Consider the following 19,221-nt stretch of genomic DNA (forward strand, 5'->3'; position numbering starts at 1 on the left):
AAAGGCTGCCTCTAAAAGTAATTTTAGAGGCAGCCTTTTCTTTGTTATCAGCCATTTTCTTCATTTGCTTCTTCTCGTTTATGTCGGCGAAGTTGTAATTTATAAACACCTAAAACCAATGCTGCAATAAACAACGATTCAATAATCGGTAACGTTAAAGCTAACAGAGTAATAAACATATTCCCAAAAAACATGACCGCATAAATTACAACATTTTTAAGTAAAGGAAGCTTTCGGGCGAATCCTAAATTAAAGACTAAAATACTTAACGCATTGATGATTACGTACATAATCCAAAAAGCCATTACAAAATTATTCGGGTCTGTCGCGCCTAGCCACTGGGCAAGGGGGGACATATCAGGTGCGGGTGTTGCGGTACTGGCAAAAAACATTTACGTCACTCCTACATATGTATAAATTCATGTCAAAATCATTCACGACTATTATTGATAGAAAGGTATTAGCCTTAAAGTGTCTGAATTCAAGCGCCTACTTTGCATTAATATAGAGCTTAGAATCGAACTAAAAGTAACTTTAACGTTCCGATTATAGCACACGTTGAAGGTGATTTGAAATAAGATCGATTTTTTCTTTTTTTGTTAAGCGTTTTCCGTTACACTAGTAATCAAGGAGGAGATGAAATATGAAATCATTCGACATACCCCTTTTCATCTTTGCTATGCTCGGCACAATTGGAATGATGGGGATTGGAATTTCATTTGCTCAAACAAGTTTCCTGATGTTTTTCAGTTTCCTTGTTTTGACTCTCGGTGCTGTGTTTGCAGGATTTAAAAGAAAAAAACTTAAACAGCAAATGAACTAACGTACACTAGATAGATCAGTGACTACTAAACAAAGGGTTCCTAAAGTTATGCTTTAGGAACCCTTTGTTGATTTAATTAAGTTGACCAACAACTAACCTATAGTCCGCTAATATGTTCTAGAAAGCCATTTCACAACTATTGTTTGTTATCCTGGTTATAAATCGTGTTTATTATTTCATCATGAATCCAAGGATTTGCCGCAATAAGTGTATCTTTTTCAAGGAAATTCAGTGCTTCTCCCCTGAAATTCGTTGCTTTTCCTCCTACTTCTTGAAGCAATGCGTATCCCCCGGCAATATCCCAAGGGGCAAGATTAAAGCTGATATAAGCATCTAGTCGCCCAGAAGCTACGTAAGCCATTTCCAGCGCTGCGACACCGTAAGAACGAATCCCTCTTGAAGAATGAACAAGCTTTTCTAGCCGTCTGTCTTTTAGCATCCAGCCTGCATTAAAACTCAATATCGATTCATTCAGAGCATTTTTCGGCAGTTTTGGAAGAGGTTCCCCGTTTAAATAAGCTCCATTACCTTTAAATGAAGAGAATAACTCGTCTCTCATGACATCATAAACGAATCCTATGATGGGTTCGCCCTCTAGGAAGATTCCAATTGAAATGGCAAAATTGCTTTCCTGGTGGACGAAATTAATCGTTCCATCAATAGGATCTAAAATCCACACAATTCCTGAAAGATCTTTGATTTGTTCAAATGATCCCTCTTCTCCCATTAATCTGTGAGTTGGGAACGTTTCTGATAACTTTTCGAGAAAAAACGCCTCGACATTTTTATCTACATCGGTCACTAGGTCGTGCTGATGAGCTTTCGTATTTACCGCGAAAGAGCCTTTCATTTCTTTCTTTATGTATAAAGCAGCTTCACGAATCCATTCTTCAGCTTGCTGTTTTACTTTCTCTAAAGTTTCCACTTCTTTAGTCACAGTGATCATCCCCTCATTGAGCTCATTATGTATTTTAAGGTATATCATAATTGATGTGAAATCTGCAAATATATGTCCTTAACTGCTCTGAAAATAAGCAGCTGACGTTACCATTGCTTCTTTTATAATTAAGCAACGTAAGGCCGAACCAAAAAAAGTGAACCTCGATAAAGGTCCACTGGAAATTATTTTTTTATGCTTCTAATCGAAGCCATTCGTTTCTTAATTTATCTAGTTTTGTTTTACTGACAATGACTTGGTCCTGTTCATTGGCTTGAATAGCATCGAATAATGTTTGGAGTTCGTAGTCAATCTCCAGTTTCAAGACTGGGATACGTTTCTCCCCATCTCTTCTTTTAAGTGTTTGAATGACCTTCTCCATGTTCCGCACCCCTTTTCTCTCAAGTATCTGTCTTTTCCTAGAACAGACCAACAATCCTGAATAATGAAATTAGTAGTTACCACTACAATATGTTATTTATCCGAATTTTGCAACTATTTTTAATTGTTACTTTTATTATACCTCGTTTCTCATGTTTTAAAACCTAATTGAGAAGACAAAATTCATCTTTCTTTTTAAAAATGGTCATATTTGATAAACTATTGAGGAATATGAGGAAGGAGTACGAGAACAAATGAAATTTACTGGTTTTTCTTCAGAAGATTTTGATGTATTTGCTGTAGAAGGTTTGGATGAGCGTATGGAGGCTCTCAAACAGACGATTCGTCCAAAATTAGAAGGGTTAGGTGAGCATTTCGCCTCTAGATTATCAGATAAGACAAATGAAGATATGTACCACCATGTCGCCAAACACGCTAGACGGAAAGTGAATCCTCCTGACGACACATGGGTAGCTTTCGCTAACAGTAAACGAGGCTATAAGAAGTTGCCTCATTTCCAAATAGGTCTTTTCGGAAGCCATGTCTTTGTATGGTTTGCCGTCATTTATGAGTCTCCAGTGAAGGAAGAATTAGGTCAAGTGTTCAAAGACCAATTAACCGACATAAAAAAACAAGTACCGGAATCTTTCTCGTGGTCTGTTGATCACACGAAGCCAGAAGTGATTCCACATAATAATATTTCTAATGAAAAATTAGAAGAAATGTTTGAACGTCTCTCAACAATCAAGAAAGCTGAGTTGCTGTGTGGTCTCCAAATCGATTCAGACGATCCCCTATTAAAAGATGGCGATAAGTTAGTGAATAAAATTGAGGAAGTATTTGATACATTAATGCCTTTATACGAAACATCTATGCGCATTTACGAAGAAAAGGCTTAACTAAAAGGCGGTTTCTTCGAAAAAGACACATTCGATTTCAACATCGAATGTGTCTTTATTCATGTCCGCCCTTCTAAAGCGGAATTGCTACTTTCTTTACGGCATTTACTTATCTAGATGACATTTTGATTTTTTTAGAATGTTGGCTTTCTCTTGCTTCTTTAACCACATGATAAGGTGATTGTGTTGTCTGCTCTTGATAATCTTTAAAGTGTTGTTTCTCCTCAGACTTTGAAGGGACAATTTTTTTGAATTGTTGATACCTCTTTAGTAACAAATCTCGGTCCACTCCCTTTCCGTAAGCTTGATCTATTGCTTCATAGAAATGAACCACGTCAACAATTTCTTCCTTCGTCCAATCCATTGTGATTGGAATGTTTATATCATTCTTCATGCCTGCCTCCTTGAATAATTTCTTTCAAAGTTTGAATCTTTCTGTTATACTTCATTTTGTTTAAACTCGGAATACTACTATTCTTAATGCTATTTACCAAGAAGATTTTATCATAATTAGAGGTGAATTTGTTGTCTTATAAAGAACGTCAAGTAAAAACCCCCTTATTCGATGGGCTCTTAAAGCATTCTCGCTCATCACCTGTACAATTTCATATTCCTGGTCACAAACATGGAGAAGGGATGGACCCTGAATTCAGAGAATTTATTGGACCGAACGCCTTGTCTATCGACTTAATAAATATTGCTCCCTTAGATGATCTACACCATCCTCATGGAATGATCAAAGATGCCCAAAATTTAGCTGCCGAAGCCTTTGGCGCTGATCATACATTTTTTTCGGTGCAAGGAACGAGCGGGGCCATTATGACAATGATTATGTCCGTCTGTGGTCCTGGAGAGAAAATACTTGTGCCTAGAAATGTTCACAAATCCATTATGTCAGCGATCATTTTCGCCGGTGCTACACCCATCTTCATTCATCCTGAATTAGATGATACATTGGGAATCTCTCACGGAATTACAGTGCAATCTGTGGAGAAAGCACTGCAAACGCACCCTGATGCGAAAGGATTACTCGTTATTAATCCAACCTACTTCGGAGTTTCTGCTAATTTAGAAGAAATTGTGAAGATTGCTCATTCATTTGATATTCCCGTTCTTGTAGATGAAGCGCACGGTGTTCACATTCATTTCAATGACAACTTGCCACTATCAGCAATGCAAGCCGGTGCAGATTTAGCTGCCACGAGTGTTCATAAACTAGGTGGTTCTTTAACGCAAAGCTCCGTCTTGAATTTGCAAGGGGATCGGGTCTCGTATTTGCGAGTGCAAAGTATTATCAGTATGCTGACCACCACATCTACATCGTATATCCTGTTAGCCTCTCTTGACGCTGCCAGACGGCATTTAGCGATGAACGGAAAGGAATTACTTGATCAAGCTATCGATTTAGCCGAAGACGCCAGAGTCGAGCTTAATCAAATTCCAGGTATTCGCTGTCCTGGAAAGACTATTTTAGATGAGAAAGCAATTTACGACATGGATCCCACAAAACTGATTATTTCCATCAAAGAATTAAACATTACTGGGTACGAAGTTGAAAAATGGCTTCGAAACCATGCAAATATAGAAGTTGAACTGTCTGACTTGTACAATATTCTCTGCATCATTACGATGGGTGACACGAAAGAAACCATTCAGAAACTCATTGATGCTCTAAGTGAACTGTCAAGAGAATATTATCGATCTAATCAAGAAACAAAGCCAGCCATTCAAGTGCAAGTACCAAATATCCCTATTCTTTCTTTGTCACCAAGAGATGCTTTCTATGCAGAGACTGAAGTCATCCGATTAGACCAGTCAGCAGGAAGAACGAGTGCAGAATTTATTATGATCTATCCACCAGGAATTCCGATTTTTATCCCTGGAGAAATTATAGAACAAGAAAACTTAGATTATATTTATAAAAATATGGATGCTGGCCTACCTGTCCAAGGTCCAGAAGACCACACGTTAACCAATATAAGAGTGATACGCGAAAGACGAGCGATTATTTAATTTAGACTAAAAGGTTGCCTCAAAAGATGTTACTTTTGAGGCAACCTTTAACTTACAATTCTATTTCCCTTTGGATTCCTCTTGTTTTTGTCCTGATTTGTTGGGTCATGCTGCGTAGGTGCTGTGCTGGTAGCACCTGCCTAGCACCACCCGTCCTGCTACCTTTCATTTCCTCTTGATTCCTTTCGTTTTCATCCTGATCCGTTGGGTCATGCATGCTGCGTAAGTGCTGCTGTGCATCTCAACCGCAAGAACCGTCCCCCTGGTTACCCCCCCCCCTGATACCAAAATCTATAGTTAGCTAGACAGACAAAAAGCGTTCAGCTATCGATAGCTGAACGCTTTTCATAATTAATACCGTTAGTATTGATTCTCCAGAACCGTTGTTGGTAAGGCTGATTTAAAGAATTCACACAGAGCTTCTGCATCTTGTTCATTGTTCACACGGAATACTTTCTTCAAATAATCCACGTCTTCCAAGTCTTCCCTGCTTAAAAGAACCGACCTTCCTGATTGCATACATGTTATGAGTGGCTTTCCAAAAAACAAGTTCGTATAGACGATGCCAAAATCATACCTCGACTGTTCCGTTGTCATCCCGACAAACTGCACATTCACCCGTTCCGTCTCGTCATAAAGCCGCTCATAAAGCTCCATGAAAACCATCCCTCCTTTAAGTCGTTCTTTTAATTATACAAAAATTCTGTCAATTTAGCAATTCATAAGTCTTTTGCCTAAAAAATCCTATGAAAGGACAGGTAAAATCTCACGAAACCCTTAAAACAACGATCGTTTTGACTCAATGAAATGTACTAATTCATTAGCAAAAATCATATCTTGCTTTGTAAACTTGTAGTCGCTGTCTATGAGGCGAATAGTGATAACATAAACCAGCTCTTCCTGTTCGTAAATTGGTAAGAATAACACATGGGCTCGATCCTTATGAATATAACTCACCGCATGGAGCTGACTTCCAAAGAGAAAACCTATTCCAAATTGCTTCTGCTTTTCTGTTAATCCCTTAATCCCTAAAGCATAAATCAAAGAAAGCTGGTTTTCTTTATACGTATGAATGGTCAACGTCACTTTTTTCTTGCTAATCGCATGAATCGTTTTTAAAACACGTACGACGAAATCATCTCTGTTCTTCGCATAATCATATGCCAGACCTATTTCCAAACGCAGTTCATCTAGAAAGTCAGATTTATTCATCAGAACAATCACCACCATATTTTAAATGTCACGAAACTCTTATTCCACTGGGTCAGTTTATCATAATTTTCAACCAAATCATGTCGGCTTTTGTCTAATCCCTCAAAAAAAATAAATATGCTTTTAAAATGAGTCCTTAGAAAGTATAAAAAAATAAACGTAGAAGGAATTTTCCTCTACGTTTATTCCATGAAAAGCCAATGCGTAATTACCATAATTCTCGAAGAATGTAAGATGTTTCTTCTAGAGTAAATGGTTCCCAAAACAACTCACCATAAATGAGTAAATCTTTATGCAAGTGAAGACCACCATCATCTTGATTCATGGCATGACTTGTACCGGAATTACCAACAAATCCAATAACTGTCTCTTCGTCTACTTCTTGTCCTAACTCAAGTTCTTCTGGAATCGAGTCAAGATGTGCAAAACGAATCATCACACCGTTTTCGTATTGCACCCATACTTGTTGACCTCTTAGACGATCAAAAATATATTCAGGTGTAAAGCCAACTTCGGCAGCTAACTCTAAATCTTCGTCCCGAACTTCATGAGATGGGTAATCTTCAAAGTCATCATCAACTCGAACGACAACTCCCTCTGCCATAGCGTATATAGGCGTGTCCGTAGTGATTTCTGTACCTGAGGCAAAATCGTACCAATCAATTCCTTCATGCTCGCCATTGCGATAGTCTCTCGGTGCTCCTGGCAAATGACTTTCTACTGTGCTGACCGAAGCACCTTCAATTGGTGTTTGTAAAAAGGACAAGAAGTCAACCATCTCTTCAGGTGAAAAAGAGTGAATATCTACTTCCTCTTGGCCATAGTCTCCCCATGCTTCTACGACGTTTTCTTCCCAATGAACGAGTAAAGTTGAGCTACTCTCTTCATACTCGTATTCAGTCTCGAGACCTTCTTCAATAAAGGCCTTAGACACATAAGGATTCCCTTCGTCATCTTCCATAACAAAGACTTCATCAGAATCAAGATATACCCCATTTACCTCTAATACTGGTACTTCGTATACGAGATAGAATTCCCGGTCATTCATCGTGATGGTCAAAGCTTTATTCACGTCATCATATTCATATTGACCACCTAAAACTTCTGTTAGTTCATCAACTGAAACAAAAGGGTCCTCATAATCTTCAAATGTATAGGTAGAGAATTCTTCATATTGTTCTTCAGTAGACTCTTCTTCCTCATTGTTTTCTTGATGTTCTACTGTATTTTCGTTTATAGCGTCATCGTTACTTTCTGTCTCTTCCTGGTGATTGTTTTGAGCTTGGCAGGCTGTCATCACCATAGTAACAGCTAACATTCCTATTAATTTCTTCATTAGTAAAGACCTTCCCTTATTTAAAACTATTTTATTGATGCTGGATCGACGATTTCGTAACCTTTCTCTCTTAAACCTTCAACAATTCCTTCCAAAGCCTCCATCGTAAACTCACGATCATGCATGAGTAAGTTGGCTCCATTTGTTAAAAGCTCTGTTTCTACCATAATTGTTTCTAGCGCTTCTTTTTCCATATAATCTGGATCGAAGTCATAACCATACGTCCAGTTCATCCACTGCATATCTTCTTCTTCCATCAGTTCTTTAGAGTAATCAGTGTTCACACCAAACGGAGCACGGAAAAATCGTGGACGCTCACCAATCACTTCTTCAATTAGATCGTTTAATGCAACAATTTCTTCGTATTGCTCTTCTTCGCTTAAGTCACTTAAGTTTGGATGGTTCATCGTATGATTCCCTATTTCAAATCCCATGTCGTAAATTTCCTGCAACTGTTCTTTTCCTTCATCAGACTGTATGAAATGACCATTCACAAAAAAGATTGCCCCTGCGTCTAACTCTTGTAAAATACTAGCCATTTCAGGTCCGTGGTTGTCTGGTGCATCATCGATCGTGAGAAGAACCACTTCTGCGTCGGCGTCGTCAATAGGTCTAACCGTTGGACCGTCCATTTCGTACATAGGTTCTGTATCTGCTTCAGCCGTTTGTTCATCGTTATTTTCTTGATCGCTGTTTTCTTGATTGTTATTTTCCTCAACGACATCATTAGAATTGTCGTCATTTATGGAATCATTATTTTCAGTTGCCTGATTATTTTCATCTGGCTCAGTATTGTAAGAACTATCAGTAGAAGCGTTATTCGTATTTGATGCTTGATCATCCTGATTTGATGCATTATCATTAGCATCTGAATTTCCGTCTCCGCACGCTGCCAGGACAGCTGCTAATAGCACCGTCATACTTATGTATTTTACTTTCTTCATCATTATCCCTCTTCCACTGTTTTTCTATTTATTTCCCTTTCAAACTTTACCATATTTAAGCTGAAAATTGAATCATTCTTCTAGCCCACTTTCCCTCATGATCAATAAAACAGTAAAGTGTACTCCACAAATAATTGAAATTTGAGTAGCGCCGACAAGATTCGGGAAATATAGACATGATTTGACACGATTATCTTGACCTAGGCTAAAATTAAAGTACAATAGAAACGTTGCTTTTTTATTCAGACACTTATTGAAATATAAAAACTTGAAAGGATGGATGATCTTGTGAAAAAACTCACACCAGTATTTATGATTTCGTTTGTTATCGCATTAGCATTTATTATTTGGGGTGTTATCGCTCCAGAAAATTTAGAAGCCGTGACCGGTTCCATTCAAAATTTTATTACAGCCCAGTTTGGATGGTTTTATTTACTTGCAGCAACTGGCTTTCTAGCTTTTGCCATTTATCTTATATTCAGCCCGTACGGAAAGATTAAATTAGGAAAAGATGATGAAGAACCAGAATACAATTACTTAACTTGGTTTTCCTTCCTATTTACTGCAGGGATGGGTATTGGACTCGTTTTTTGGGGCGTCGCTGAACCGATGTACCATTTCTTTGAACCTTCTCCCGCTGCAAACGTGGAAGGCGGATCGATGGAATCTGCAGGAGCAGCCTTAAGGTATTCCTTTTTCCACTGGGGCTTACACCCTTGGGCTATTTACTCTGTCGTAGCCTTGACTCTTGCTTATTTTAAATTTAGAAAAGGTTCTCCAGGAGTTGTAAGTGCAGCATTCAGACCGTTACTAGGAGACCGTGTAGACGGCGGAGTAGGTACAACAATCAATGTCATTGTAGTGTTTGCTACTGTGTTCGGTGTTGCAACGTCACTCGGTTTTGGTACGGCTCAAATTGGCGGTGGGTTATCTGATGTCTTTGGCTTCGATAACACAACGAGCTTACAAATGATCATTATTCTTGTTGTAACCGTTTTGTATATGATCTCTTCTCAAACAGGTCTTAACGTGGGAATTAAAATCTTAAGTAAAACTAACATTTATTTAGCCGTTATTTTGATGTTGTTTATGCTATTCTCAGGTCCAACGAACTTTATTATGAATTCATTTACGCAAACATTTGGTAGCTATGCGCAAAACCTCGTGTCTATGAGTTTTCAATTAGATACGTTTAACTTGGAATCTACGTGGGTTGAAGGTTGGACGATCTTCTATTGGGCATGGTGGATCGCATGGGCTCCTTTCGTAGGTACGTTTATTGCTCGTGTTTCCCGCGGTCGAACCATTCGTGAATTCATTATCGGTGTCATTGCAGTACCAACTGTTTTTGGAGCACTGTGGTTCTCTGTATTTGGTGGTACTGCCATTAACTTAGAGTACATTCAAGGCGTCGACGTTATCGGTGTCATGGATGAACAAGGGATGGAAACCGCATTATTTTTTGTACTACAACAATTCAATTTTGGATGGGTCATGTCGATCATTGCGATTCTGTTGATCGCTTCCTTCTTTATTACATCTGCTGACTCGGCAACATTTGTTTTAGGTATGCAGACAACAAACGGAAGCCTTAACCCTCCAAATAATGTGAAATTTGTATGGGGGATTATCCAATCAGCTACAGCAGCTGTCTTGTTATTATCCGGTGGTTTAGATGCACTTCAAACTGCAGCCATTATTGCTGCTTTCCCATTTGTGATTATCATGATCTTTATGATTATCAGTTTAATGATGTCTCTGAAGAAAGAAAAACTTCCTCTTAAAAGGAAATTTAGAGAAGACCGTTATTCTGATCAATAAAAATGAAAACTCCCCTTGTTGTTAAACATTGCCTGGTACACTAACCAAAACACATGTGATTTCACATCACATGTGTTTTTTGTCGTCTTTTCAGTTCGGCTGGAAATCCCTCTAGTTTGGCTGGACGCCTGCTTGTTTCGGCTGGACACCCCAATAGTTCGGCTAGACGAGTCTCTGTTTGGGCTGAACGCCCCTCATTTAGAATAAAATTATTTCTCGAATTTATTTGACAATTATCGAAACATTTCCCTTCGCCCACTCGTCTAATCTATTAGACAAGAAAAACCAATATTACGTAAGAACTTCCTTATTCCTATCAGTTTTCAATTATATAACAGTTTGATTACGAACCACATTTCCTTTATCGACCATGGTACGATTAGTTCTAGATAAGCAGGATCCTTTTCAGAAGGGAGCACGAACGGATGAGTCGCATGTTACTTATAATTTTTATGTCCTCATGTTTTTACTTAACAAGCTGTGGATCTCAAGCAATTGTTTCTAATTATCCGTTTCTAGATACAGACGGAGAAGAAGACACCGCAGTTACCATATTATTTTCCGACGACCATGACTATAGTACTGAAAATAATTACTATGATGCTCTCATTGACGTTCAGCAAAAACATCCAAATAAACTCTCTAATGTTAATATCGTTTCACAAACCGACACAGAACTGGTCCAATTTTACGAAATAGAGCAGTTTCCGACCTTGCTGTTAGTAGACGATTTAGAGGTGATGTTACGCATTGAAGGTGAAAAGGATGTCACATCTATTTATAGCAAACTAGACTCAACCGTCAAAAAACAACAAGAAAGATCTTCATAATCGCCTGAAAAGGCCTCTCAATCGTCGAGAGGCCTTTGTTGTGTATAAAAACTATAATGATTAGAGAGCCGTGCTAATTTCAGCATAGAACATTGAAATTTATGCATAGGAGTTCTATTTTCGTGCTTAGCCTCGCTAGTTTTGTGCTTGTACCTTTTCGTATTTGATCTCCACTTGACAATCAAAAAGGCATCTAGTTTAGAGTTTAGGTGCGCACAATTTTGTAGAGATGATCTTTAAACGGGACACAACAACCCTAAGACGGACTACAGCACCTCTCAAACCGACTACAAAACCTACCAAACCGGCTACAGGAAGGCCTACGGACTACAGCACCTCTCAAACTGACTACAAAACCTACCAAACCGACTACAACTCGCCTCAAACCGGCTACAGGAAGGCCTACGGATTACAGCACCTCTCAAACCGACTACAACTCAAAAATCTACAGTTGCCTAAATCATGAAAAAAACCTTGCTGCAAAAATGCAACAAGGCTCTTTAAATCTATTATTTTACAATGTGGATCGGCATGCCTAAAGCAACTTCTGCTGTTTCCATTGTAATCTCACCTAATGATGGGTGAGCGTGAATGGTTAACGCTAAATCTTCGGCTGTCATACCTGCTTCAATTGCTACACACGCTTCAGAAATCATATCAGAAGCATTGTGACCGGCAATTTGAACGCCTAAGACTAAACCGTCTTCTTTGCGTGTAACCATCTTCAAGAATCCTTCAGACTCATTCAATGATAGTGCTCGTCCATTCGCTTGGAATGGGAATTTAGAAGCAACAACGTCATATCCTTCGTCTTTCGCTTTTTGCTCTGTAAGACCAACACTCGCAAGTTCTGGTCCAGAGAAAACAACTTCAGGAATAGCTGTATAGTCAATCTCAGCAGGTTCTCCAGCGATCGCTTCAGCTGCTACTTTTGCTTCATATGAAGCTTTGTGAGCTAATGCTGGGCCAGCTACGATATCGCCAATAGCAAAGATGTTATCAGCAGATGTACGGCACTGTTTGTCGATCTTTACAAGACCTTTGTCGTCCATTTCCACGCCAGCTTGTTCTAGTCCAAGCTCTTCCGTGTTTGCACGACGCCCAACTGTTACAAGAAGAACATTTCCTTCGAATTCTTCTTCTTTCCCTTTAACTTCTGCTTTCACTTTCACGCCATTGTCTGTTTCTTCCATTTCTTGCGCGAAAGCTTCTGTTTTAATGGTTACGCCAGCTTTTTTTAATCGCTTAGCAACCAATTGGCTCATTTGCTTTTCGAAACCTGGAAGAATGGATTTCGTTCCTTCAAGGATCGTTACTTCAGAACCTAGGTTAGCATAAGCAGAACCTAATTCAATTCCGATGTAACCTCCACCGATGACAACCATTTTCTCAGGTACTTCTTTAAGGCCAAGTGCTCCCGTAGAAGAAACCACTTTATCGCTCCATTTGAATTTCGGTAATTCAATTGGAGAAGAACCTGTTGCAACGATACAGTTTTTAAACTTATATGTTTGGGAAGACTTGTCGTCCATGATCTTCACTGAAGAATCATCAACGAAGTAAGCTTCGCCCTTAACGATCTCCACGTTGTTTCCTTTAAGAAGTCCTTCAACGCCACCTGTTAATTTTTTAACCACAGACTGTTTCCAATCTTGGACTTTAGTGAAGTCTAACTTCACTTCACCGACAGAAATTCCCATTTCGTCTGAATTTCCTGCATTGTGGTAACGGTGTCCAGCTTCAATAAGGGCTTTAGATGGGATACACCCAACGTTTAAACAAACGCCACCCATGTTTTCTTTTTCAACGATTGTTACTTTTTGTCCTAACTGAGCGGCACGAATCGCTGCTACGTATCCTCCAGGACCAGAACCAATGACTAGCGTATCTACTTCTTCCGGAAAATCTCCTACTACCATAAATTATCCCTCCATTACGAGTAATTGTGGATCATTTAACAAACGCTTAATGTGGTTCAACGCATGTTGTGCTGTTGCACCATCAATAATACGATGATCGAAGCTTAATGACAAGGCTAAAACTGGAGCAACAACCACTTCTCCATCTTGAACAACTGCTTTTTCTGCAATTCGTCCAAGGCCTAAGATCGCTACTTCAGGGTGGTTAATAACTGGCGTGAACCATTGGCCACCTGCAGAACCGATATTTGTGATAGTTGTAGAAGCACCTTTCATTTCATCAGAAGAAAGGGATCCTTCACGTGCTTTCGTTGCTAGTTGGTTGATTTCATCAGAAATACTGAAGATAGATTTGCGGTCTGTGTCTTTTACTACAGGAACCATTAATCCTTTTTCAGTATCAGCTGCGATACCAATGTTGAAGTAATGCTTGTGAACAATTTCTTCTGTTGAATCATCTAGAGATGTATTCAAAATTGGGTATTCGCGAATAGCAGATGTCAAAGCTTTAACGACATATGGTAAGAAAGTAAGCTTCACGCCTTTTTCTTCTGCCACAGGTTTGAATTGCTTACGGTGAGCGACAAGATCAGTAACGACGATCTCATCCATAAGCGTCACGTGTGGAGCTGTGTGCTTGGAATTTACCATTGCTTTTGAAATGGCTTTACGGATCCCAGACATTTTCTCACGTGTTTCAAGTTCTTCATTTGCTGGCTTGTAAGCAGCAACAGATTTTTTCTCTTGTTTAGCAGCTGGCTCTTGTGAAGCTTCTGCCTCTTCTTGAGATGAATCAGCTTGCTTGCTGTCTCCAGAAAGGTAAGCGTCAATATCGTCTTTCATCACACGGCCGTTTTTACCTGAGCCTTTGACTTTACGAATGTTGACGTCTTTCTCACGAGCATATTTTCTAACAGATGGCATCGCAATGACACGACTGTTCTCATCCACTTCTTCCTCATCAGATGAAGAAACTTCTTCTTTGCTTTCTTCTTTTGACTCTTCTTTAGGAGTAGACTCCTCTTTTGATTCTTCTTCTTCGTCATCGCTTCCGTGAGCTTCCGCAGGTTGTTCAGCATCTGTTTCAAAGGAGATGATCACTGTTCCTACTTCTGTTACAACGCCTTCTTCAACGTGAATCTTCGCTACTTTTCCGTCAACGGGTGATGGAATTTCAACGACTGCTTTATCATTTTGCACTTCACATAAAACGTCATCTTCTTTAATTTCGTCGCCTTCTTTTACTTCCCACTTAACGATTTCACCTTCGTGAATTCCTTCGCCAATATCAGGAAGTTTAAACTCATATGCCATGTTAATGCCTCCAATTCTTTATCTTAATTAAAAGAGAACCAAGGAGGAATGATGAAATCACTTCTCCTTGTTAAAAGTTATCTACTATTAAAATTCAATGACTTGCTTTGCTTTTGCTACGATGTCTTTATGATTTGGCAACCATACATCTTCTGCAGAAGCAAATGGGAAAATCGTATCTGGAGCAGTCACACGTAAAACAGGAGCTTCAAGACTAAGAATCGCTCTCTCGTTAATTTCTGCTACCACATTTGCTGCAATACCCGCTTGTTTTTGTGCTTCTTGCACAACAATAGCGCGATTTGTTTTTTCTACAGATTCAATGATTGTTTCAATATCAAGTGGACTCACTGTACGCAAATCAATGACTTCTGCTGAATGGCCGTCTTTTTCTAAAGCTTCAGCAGCTTTCAATGAAGCATGTACCATAGCACCGTAAGTGATAATTGTCACGTCAGATCCTTCACGCTTTACTTCTGCTTTACCTAAAGGCAATGTATATTCTTCTTCCGGAACTTCTTCACGGAATGAACGGTATAATTTCATATGCTCTAAGAACACAACAGGGTCATTGTCGCGAATAGCAGAAATCAACAATCCTTTTGCATCATAAGGAGAAGATGGAATAACTACCTTTAATCCAGGAGTTTGCGCCATTAAGCCTTCTAAGCTGTCTGCGTGTAATTCAGGAGTCTTAACTCCTCCGCCAAATGGTGAACGGATCGTTACAGGGGCGTTATACGTTCCGCCTGAACGATATCGAACACGAGCCATTTGTGCTGCAATCGCATCAAATGTTTCGAATACGAAACCGAAGAATTGAATTTCCATGACAGAACGGTAACCAGTCACACTTAACCCTGAAGCTAAGCCACCGATCCCAGATTCGGCTAATGGAGTATCAAAGACACGGTCTTCACCGAACTCTTTTTGCAATCCTTCCGTCGCTCTGAAAACACCGCCGTTTTGGCCAACGTCTTCACCGAACACAAGAACTTTTTCGTCGTTCTTTAGTTCATTTCGCATTCCATCTGTTATTGCTTGAATCATCGTCATTTGCGCCATAGCTTACTTCGACTCCTTTGCTTTGTATTCTTCTAATTGCTCCTGTAGATTTGCTGGAAGCTCTTCACCCATGTTTTCTATAAGATCAGATACTTTTTGTTTAGGAGCGCCGTCTGCTTTTTTAATGGCAGCTTTAATATCTTCTTTAGCTTGTTCAACAATTTTATCTTCTTCTTCTTCTGTCCATAAATTTTTGTCTTCTAAGAATTTACGGAAACGAACTAGAGGATCTTTCTTTTCCCATTCGCTATCCTCTTCAGAAGTACGGTATCTCGTAGGGTCGTCCCCTGCCATGGTATGAGGTCCATAACGATACGTTAAAGCTTCAATTAATGTTGGACCATTGTCTTTCAACCCACGTTCACGAGCTTCTTTAGTGGCAACATAAACAGCTAAAATATCCATTCCATCTACTTGCACGCCGTGAATACCAGCGGCAACAGCCTTTTGGGCAATAGTCTTCGCAGCTGATTGCTTTTCAACCGGTACAGAAATGGCAAAACGGTTATTTTGCACAACAAAAATTGCTGGAGAGTTAAATGCACCTGCAAAGTTCATTCCTTCATAGAAATCACCTTGAGAAGCTCCACCGTCACCAGTATAAGTGATTGCTACAGCATCTTCTTTGTTTTTCTTAAGGCCCATCGCTACACCAGCAGTTTGAGTGATTTGTGCACCAATGATGATTTGCGGCATCATAACACGAACACCTTCTGGCATTTGTCCACCACCAAAGTGGCCACGTGACCATAAGAATGCTTGGTCTAAAGGAACTCCATGATAATGAATTTGTGGAATATCGCGATAACCAGGTAAAATCCAGTCTTGTTTTTCAAGAGCAAATTGTGACCCAATCATTGAAGCCTCTTGTCCTGCAACTGGAGCATAGAAACCAAGACGTCCTTGACGATTTAAAGAGATAGCTCGTTGATCCCAAATACGCGTGTACACCATGCGGGTCATCAATTCTTTTAGTTCCTCATCAGACAATTTAGGCATAGCCTTTTCGTTTACGACTTTCCCTTTTTCGTCAAGAATCTGGAACGTTTTGAATTGGTCTTCAATTTTTTGCAATTCTTTTGTTTTTTCCATGAATCTTTTCACCTCATCCTTTCATATCATCCAAGTCATTAATTACTTCGTTCGCTTGAACCACTCTTCATTAAAGTACCCAATTAGGGTTTTTCCATGTGATTCGACACGTTCATTGCATACCATAGTGATTGTATTCCCCTTCATGCTAAAAATAATCCTTCAATCGAAGCTAAAAGCGTCAGACTGTAGCAATCAAATTTAAAAAGGAATGATACAACTCTCTATTTACGTTTTCTAGTTTACACGAGACTAAACGGATTCGTCAACGCTTTTGAACTTGATTTAATCGTTTTCTCATTTGTTCATGTTGTTAATAAATTCACAAATAATCCTAGAACTGTTATAGAGTTATTTTTTGTCTGTTATACTTTTATCGTAATATTGTTAACAAAATCGAACAAGGGCACTTTCCGTCGTTTACATAAATAAAAGAAAGGAGACGACCGCCTCCTTTCTCACATTTAATTCTTATTCAAAAACGACATTTAATTCTGCCGCTTCATAAAATTCCATTTTCGCATCATTGTACTGATTCGTTAATTCGTTAAATTGCTGGTTTAATTCAGTAATCTCGTTATACAACTCGTTAACTGAATCATGCTGTTCTTGAAGTTGTTCTACTTCCACTTCTTCATCTTTAGCCATTTCATATAACTGAATGTCTTGATCAATGGAAGTCATGTAAGCTTCATGCAGTTCTTGATACACTTCGTATCTCTCGTTCATCGTGTTCACTAAATTTTCCGCTGCTTGACGCTCTTCTTCTTCTTCAATGTCTTCAACATGCTGTTCTGCCTCTTGGAAAATAGAAAAAGATTCTTCAATTAATTCTTTTTCCTCATCCATTAGCTCTCTTCTTTGTTCTGCCGATTCAATCGCTTCATCTGCTAACGGTTCAATCTCTTCAACGGAAGAAAGTGTTAACATTTCTTCATAAAGAGCGACTTCATTTTCTTCTGCGCTGGTTAGCGGTTCTTGCTTAGCCTCGATTTCCTGCTCGATTTGAACAGATTCTTCGAGATGTTCATACATCTCTTCAGCTGGCTGATCCCCAAAACATGCAGTGAAAATAGCCAATGTCGCGGCTAGTACGATAAATAAATAGATCTTTTTCAAAAAAGCCCCTCCTAAATTCATTCGTTCGACAATTTCATCATTCCTTTATCAAAATACCTTATTTTAGAGGTTTTTACAAGAATTTTTTCTTTTCTAAACAGAAAATATTCCCATAAAAATTACGAAAACCTGGGTATTCATCCATTCCATACTTCGGCTTCTGCATAGCATGATATTACGCCGCAGAGAAAAGCGGTGGAAAGATCAAAAGGAGGCATAATTATGTATGGACATTACGATGGCCAATGTTGCGACCCTTGTGGTTTCGGCCAACAACAATACGGTTACGGACATCAACCTCAAGTAGCAGGTGTGAGTTCTTGTGGCGGTGGAAAGGGATTTGCCCTTATTGTCGTTCTCTTCATCCTGCTCATCATTGTAGGAGCGTCTAAATATTACGGCTAATCTCGCAATGAATTTAGAGAGAATGAATCAAAAAGGTTCATTTTCTCTTTTCTTTCTTTTGAAAACTGTTTATGATGATAACAGAACAATGCGCGTAGTTTTGCCCATTGATACTTGAAAGGAGACTAATCATGCTTACGATGGATGATATTATACGTGAAGGACACCCTACTTTAAGGAAAACAGCTGAAGAAGTAGAGGTTCCTTTAACTTCAGAAAATAAACAGTTACTTGAAAAAATGATGGAGTTCCTTGTACATAGTCAAGATCCGGAGATCGCTGAACAGTACAAACTTCGACCTGGCGTCGGTCTTGCGGCACCACAAATCGGCATCAGCAAACGAATGGTTGTAATGAGAACAACGGATCAACAGGACGAATTGGTGGAATATGCATTCGTAAATCCTAGAATCGTTAGCCATTCAGCTGAAACCACCTATTTAGAAAGTGGCGAAGGTTGTTTATCCGTTGACCGCGAAGTTTCTGGCATTGTTCCCCGCTACGCTAGAATTAAAATTGAAGCCTATGATTTAAATGGAAACAAAGTCGTTAAACGGCTTCGCGGATTTTTAGCGATTGTTTTCCAACATGAATTGGACCATTTAAACGGAATTATGTTCTACGATCGCATAGATGAAAATGACCCGTTTAAAAAACCACTTCCCCCTCAAGAAGTGATAAAACGAAATGAATTAGATGAGCCCCTCTCCTAATTAAAGGAGAGGTTTTTTAGCGCCATGGAAATAATATCCACACAATTTGTGTGCCTGAGTAAAGCATACTAATAGGAAAGTTGCGTGGTTCAGATTTATTGGTTATATACTCCTGTTTTTCATAAAAAATCCGTATAAATGCTCACTCATTGAAACAAGAGTCTTGAATTAAAAGGTAGGAGGGTTTAAAATGTTGAAAAGGTGGAGAGAACGATTATTGAAAAGATACCGGTTATTATTACCGAAACATTTATACGTATAATTCACTCATCCTTCTTTCCTGGACGAAGTTGAAAGAAGGATTTCCCTTTGTGATTGCATATGTTAAATGACTTATTGACCGTTTTTCCAACGCTTATTAAATAGGATCAGATGCTAAAAATCCTATATTTTAAAAT

20 protein-coding genes are annotated in these 19,221 nt (G+C 39.0%); 7 read left to right on the forward strand and 13 right to left on the reverse strand.

The window, feature by feature from the left end; translation table 11 throughout:
• Positions 1-47: 47 nt before the first annotated feature.
• The gene (locus CR194_RS08840; protein ID WP_110609316.1) at positions 48-392 is read right to left on the reverse strand and encodes a YlaH-like family protein; all 345 of its coding nucleotides are present in this window, start codon (positions 390-392) and stop codon (positions 48-50) included.
• Between the two features lie 251 nt (positions 393-643).
• On the opposite strand from CR194_RS08840, the gene CR194_RS08845 reads away from it, so the two are divergent.
• Complete coding sequence (locus CR194_RS08845; protein ID WP_110609317.1) at positions 644-823, forward strand: DUF5325 family protein; 180 nt, start codon at positions 644-646, stop codon at positions 821-823.
• A 136-nt stretch (positions 824-959) separates the two neighbouring features.
• Here CR194_RS08845 and CR194_RS08850 read toward each other — a convergent pair whose 3' ends face one another.
• Together CR194_RS08850 and CR194_RS08855 are read right to left on the reverse strand one after the other, a co-directional pair.
• Entirely contained in the window at positions 960-1,760 is an 801-nt protein-coding gene (locus tag CR194_RS08850; protein WP_233254287.1) for an inositol monophosphatase family protein, read from the reverse strand.
• Between the two features lie 193 nt (positions 1,761-1,953).
• Positions 1,954-2,142, reverse strand: coding sequence for a hypothetical protein (locus CR194_RS08855; protein WP_110609319.1), 189 nt, complete (start codon positions 2,140-2,142; stop codon positions 1,954-1,956).
• A 253-nt stretch (positions 2,143-2,395) separates the two neighbouring features.
• Between CR194_RS08855 and CR194_RS08860 the strand changes: the two genes are divergently transcribed.
• Positions 2,396-3,040: a YktB family protein gene (locus CR194_RS08860; protein ID WP_110609320.1), complete on the forward strand. Its 645-nt coding sequence runs from the start codon at positions 2,396-2,398 to the stop codon at positions 3,038-3,040.
• 109 nt (positions 3,041-3,149) lie between these two features.
• Here CR194_RS08860 and CR194_RS08865 read toward each other — a convergent pair whose 3' ends face one another.
• A complete protein-coding gene (locus CR194_RS08865) occupies positions 3,150-3,434 on the reverse strand; it encodes a UPF0223 family protein (protein WP_110609321.1) in 285 nt (94 codons plus the stop codon).
• A 131-nt stretch (positions 3,435-3,565) separates the two neighbouring features.
• On the opposite strand from CR194_RS08865, the gene CR194_RS08870 reads away from it, so the two are divergent.
• Complete coding sequence (locus CR194_RS08870) at positions 3,566-5,053, forward strand: aminotransferase class I/II-fold pyridoxal phosphate-dependent enzyme (RefSeq protein WP_110609322.1); 1,488 nt, start codon at positions 3,566-3,568, stop codon at positions 5,051-5,053.
• A 360-nt stretch (positions 5,054-5,413) separates the two neighbouring features.
• Here CR194_RS08870 and CR194_RS08875 read toward each other — a convergent pair whose 3' ends face one another.
• The 4 genes from CR194_RS08875 to CR194_RS08890 all read right to left on the reverse strand — a co-directional run bounded on the left by CR194_RS08875 (position 5,414) and on the right by CR194_RS08890 (position 8,545).
• Positions 5,414-5,710: a DUF3055 domain-containing protein gene (locus CR194_RS08875; protein ID WP_110609323.1), complete on the reverse strand. Its 297-nt coding sequence runs from the start codon at positions 5,708-5,710 to the stop codon at positions 5,414-5,416.
• Positions 5,711-5,830: 120 nt separating this feature from the next.
• Positions 5,831-6,265, reverse strand: coding sequence for a hypothetical protein (locus CR194_RS08880; RefSeq protein WP_110609324.1), 435 nt, complete (start codon positions 6,263-6,265; stop codon positions 5,831-5,833).
• Between the two features lie 208 nt (positions 6,266-6,473).
• The gene (locus tag CR194_RS08885) at positions 6,474-7,601 is read right to left on the reverse strand and encodes a M23 family metallopeptidase (protein ID WP_110609325.1); all 1,128 of its coding nucleotides are present in this window, start codon (positions 7,599-7,601) and stop codon (positions 6,474-6,476) included.
• Positions 7,602-7,627: 26 nt separating this feature from the next.
• Positions 7,628-8,545 (reverse strand): polysaccharide deacetylase family protein, encoded by a 918-nt coding sequence (locus CR194_RS08890; protein WP_110609326.1) that lies wholly within the window; start codon positions 8,543-8,545, stop codon positions 7,628-7,630.
• A gap of 288 nt (positions 8,546-8,833) precedes the next feature.
• On the opposite strand from CR194_RS08890, the gene CR194_RS08895 reads away from it, so the two are divergent.
• Positions 8,834-10,366, forward strand: coding sequence for a glycine betaine uptake BCCT transporter (locus CR194_RS08895; protein ID WP_110609327.1), 1,533 nt, complete (start codon positions 8,834-8,836; stop codon positions 10,364-10,366).
• 425 nt (positions 10,367-10,791) lie between these two features.
• Entirely contained in the window at positions 10,792-11,196 is a 405-nt protein-coding gene (locus CR194_RS08900) for a hypothetical protein (RefSeq protein WP_110609328.1), read from the forward strand.
• Between the two features lie 509 nt (positions 11,197-11,705).
• On the opposite strand, the gene lpdA is transcribed toward CR194_RS08900, so the two are convergent.
• The 5 genes from lpdA to CR194_RS08925 all read right to left on the reverse strand — a co-directional run bounded on the left by lpdA (position 11,706) and on the right by CR194_RS08925 (position 17,705).
• The gene (gene lpdA / locus CR194_RS08905) at positions 11,706-13,115 is read right to left on the reverse strand and encodes a dihydrolipoyl dehydrogenase (protein ID WP_110609329.1); all 1,410 of its coding nucleotides are present in this window, start codon (positions 13,113-13,115) and stop codon (positions 11,706-11,708) included.
• 3 nt (positions 13,116-13,118) lie between these two features.
• Positions 13,119-14,429 carry a dihydrolipoamide acetyltransferase family protein gene (locus CR194_RS08910; RefSeq protein WP_110609330.1) on the reverse strand — a complete coding sequence of 437 codons (1,311 nt, stop codon included), beginning with the start codon at positions 14,427-14,429 and terminating at the stop codon, positions 13,119-13,121.
• 87 nt (positions 14,430-14,516) lie between these two features.
• Positions 14,517-15,494, reverse strand: coding sequence for an alpha-ketoacid dehydrogenase subunit beta (locus tag CR194_RS08915; protein ID WP_110609331.1), 978 nt, complete (start codon positions 15,492-15,494; stop codon positions 14,517-14,519).
• Between the two features lie 3 nt (positions 15,495-15,497).
• Positions 15,498-16,586 carry a pyruvate dehydrogenase (acetyl-transferring) E1 component subunit alpha gene (gene pdhA, locus CR194_RS08920; protein WP_110609332.1) on the reverse strand — a complete coding sequence of 363 codons (1,089 nt, stop codon included), beginning with the start codon at positions 16,584-16,586 and terminating at the stop codon, positions 15,498-15,500.
• A 471-nt stretch (positions 16,587-17,057) separates the two neighbouring features.
• Positions 17,058-17,705, reverse strand: coding sequence for a YkyA family protein (locus tag CR194_RS08925; RefSeq protein WP_158282214.1), 648 nt, complete (start codon positions 17,703-17,705; stop codon positions 17,058-17,060).
• 222 nt (positions 17,706-17,927) lie between these two features.
• On the opposite strand from CR194_RS08925, the gene CR194_RS20690 reads away from it, so the two are divergent.
• Together CR194_RS20690 and def are read left to right on the forward strand one after the other, a co-directional pair.
• Positions 17,928-18,110 carry a YjcZ family sporulation protein gene (locus CR194_RS20690; RefSeq protein WP_110609334.1) on the forward strand — a complete coding sequence of 61 codons (183 nt, stop codon included), beginning with the start codon at positions 17,928-17,930 and terminating at the stop codon, positions 18,108-18,110.
• Positions 18,111-18,241: 131 nt separating this feature from the next.
• Positions 18,242-18,823 (forward strand): peptide deformylase, encoded by a 582-nt coding sequence (gene def / locus CR194_RS08935; RefSeq protein WP_110609335.1) that lies wholly within the window; start codon positions 18,242-18,244, stop codon positions 18,821-18,823.
• The last annotated feature ends 398 nt before the right edge of the window (positions 18,824-19,221 follow it).

The organism is Salipaludibacillus keqinensis (assembly GCF_003226325.1).
GTDB lineage: Bacteria > Bacillota > Bacilli > Bacillales > Salisediminibacteriaceae > Salipaludibacillus > Salipaludibacillus keqinensis.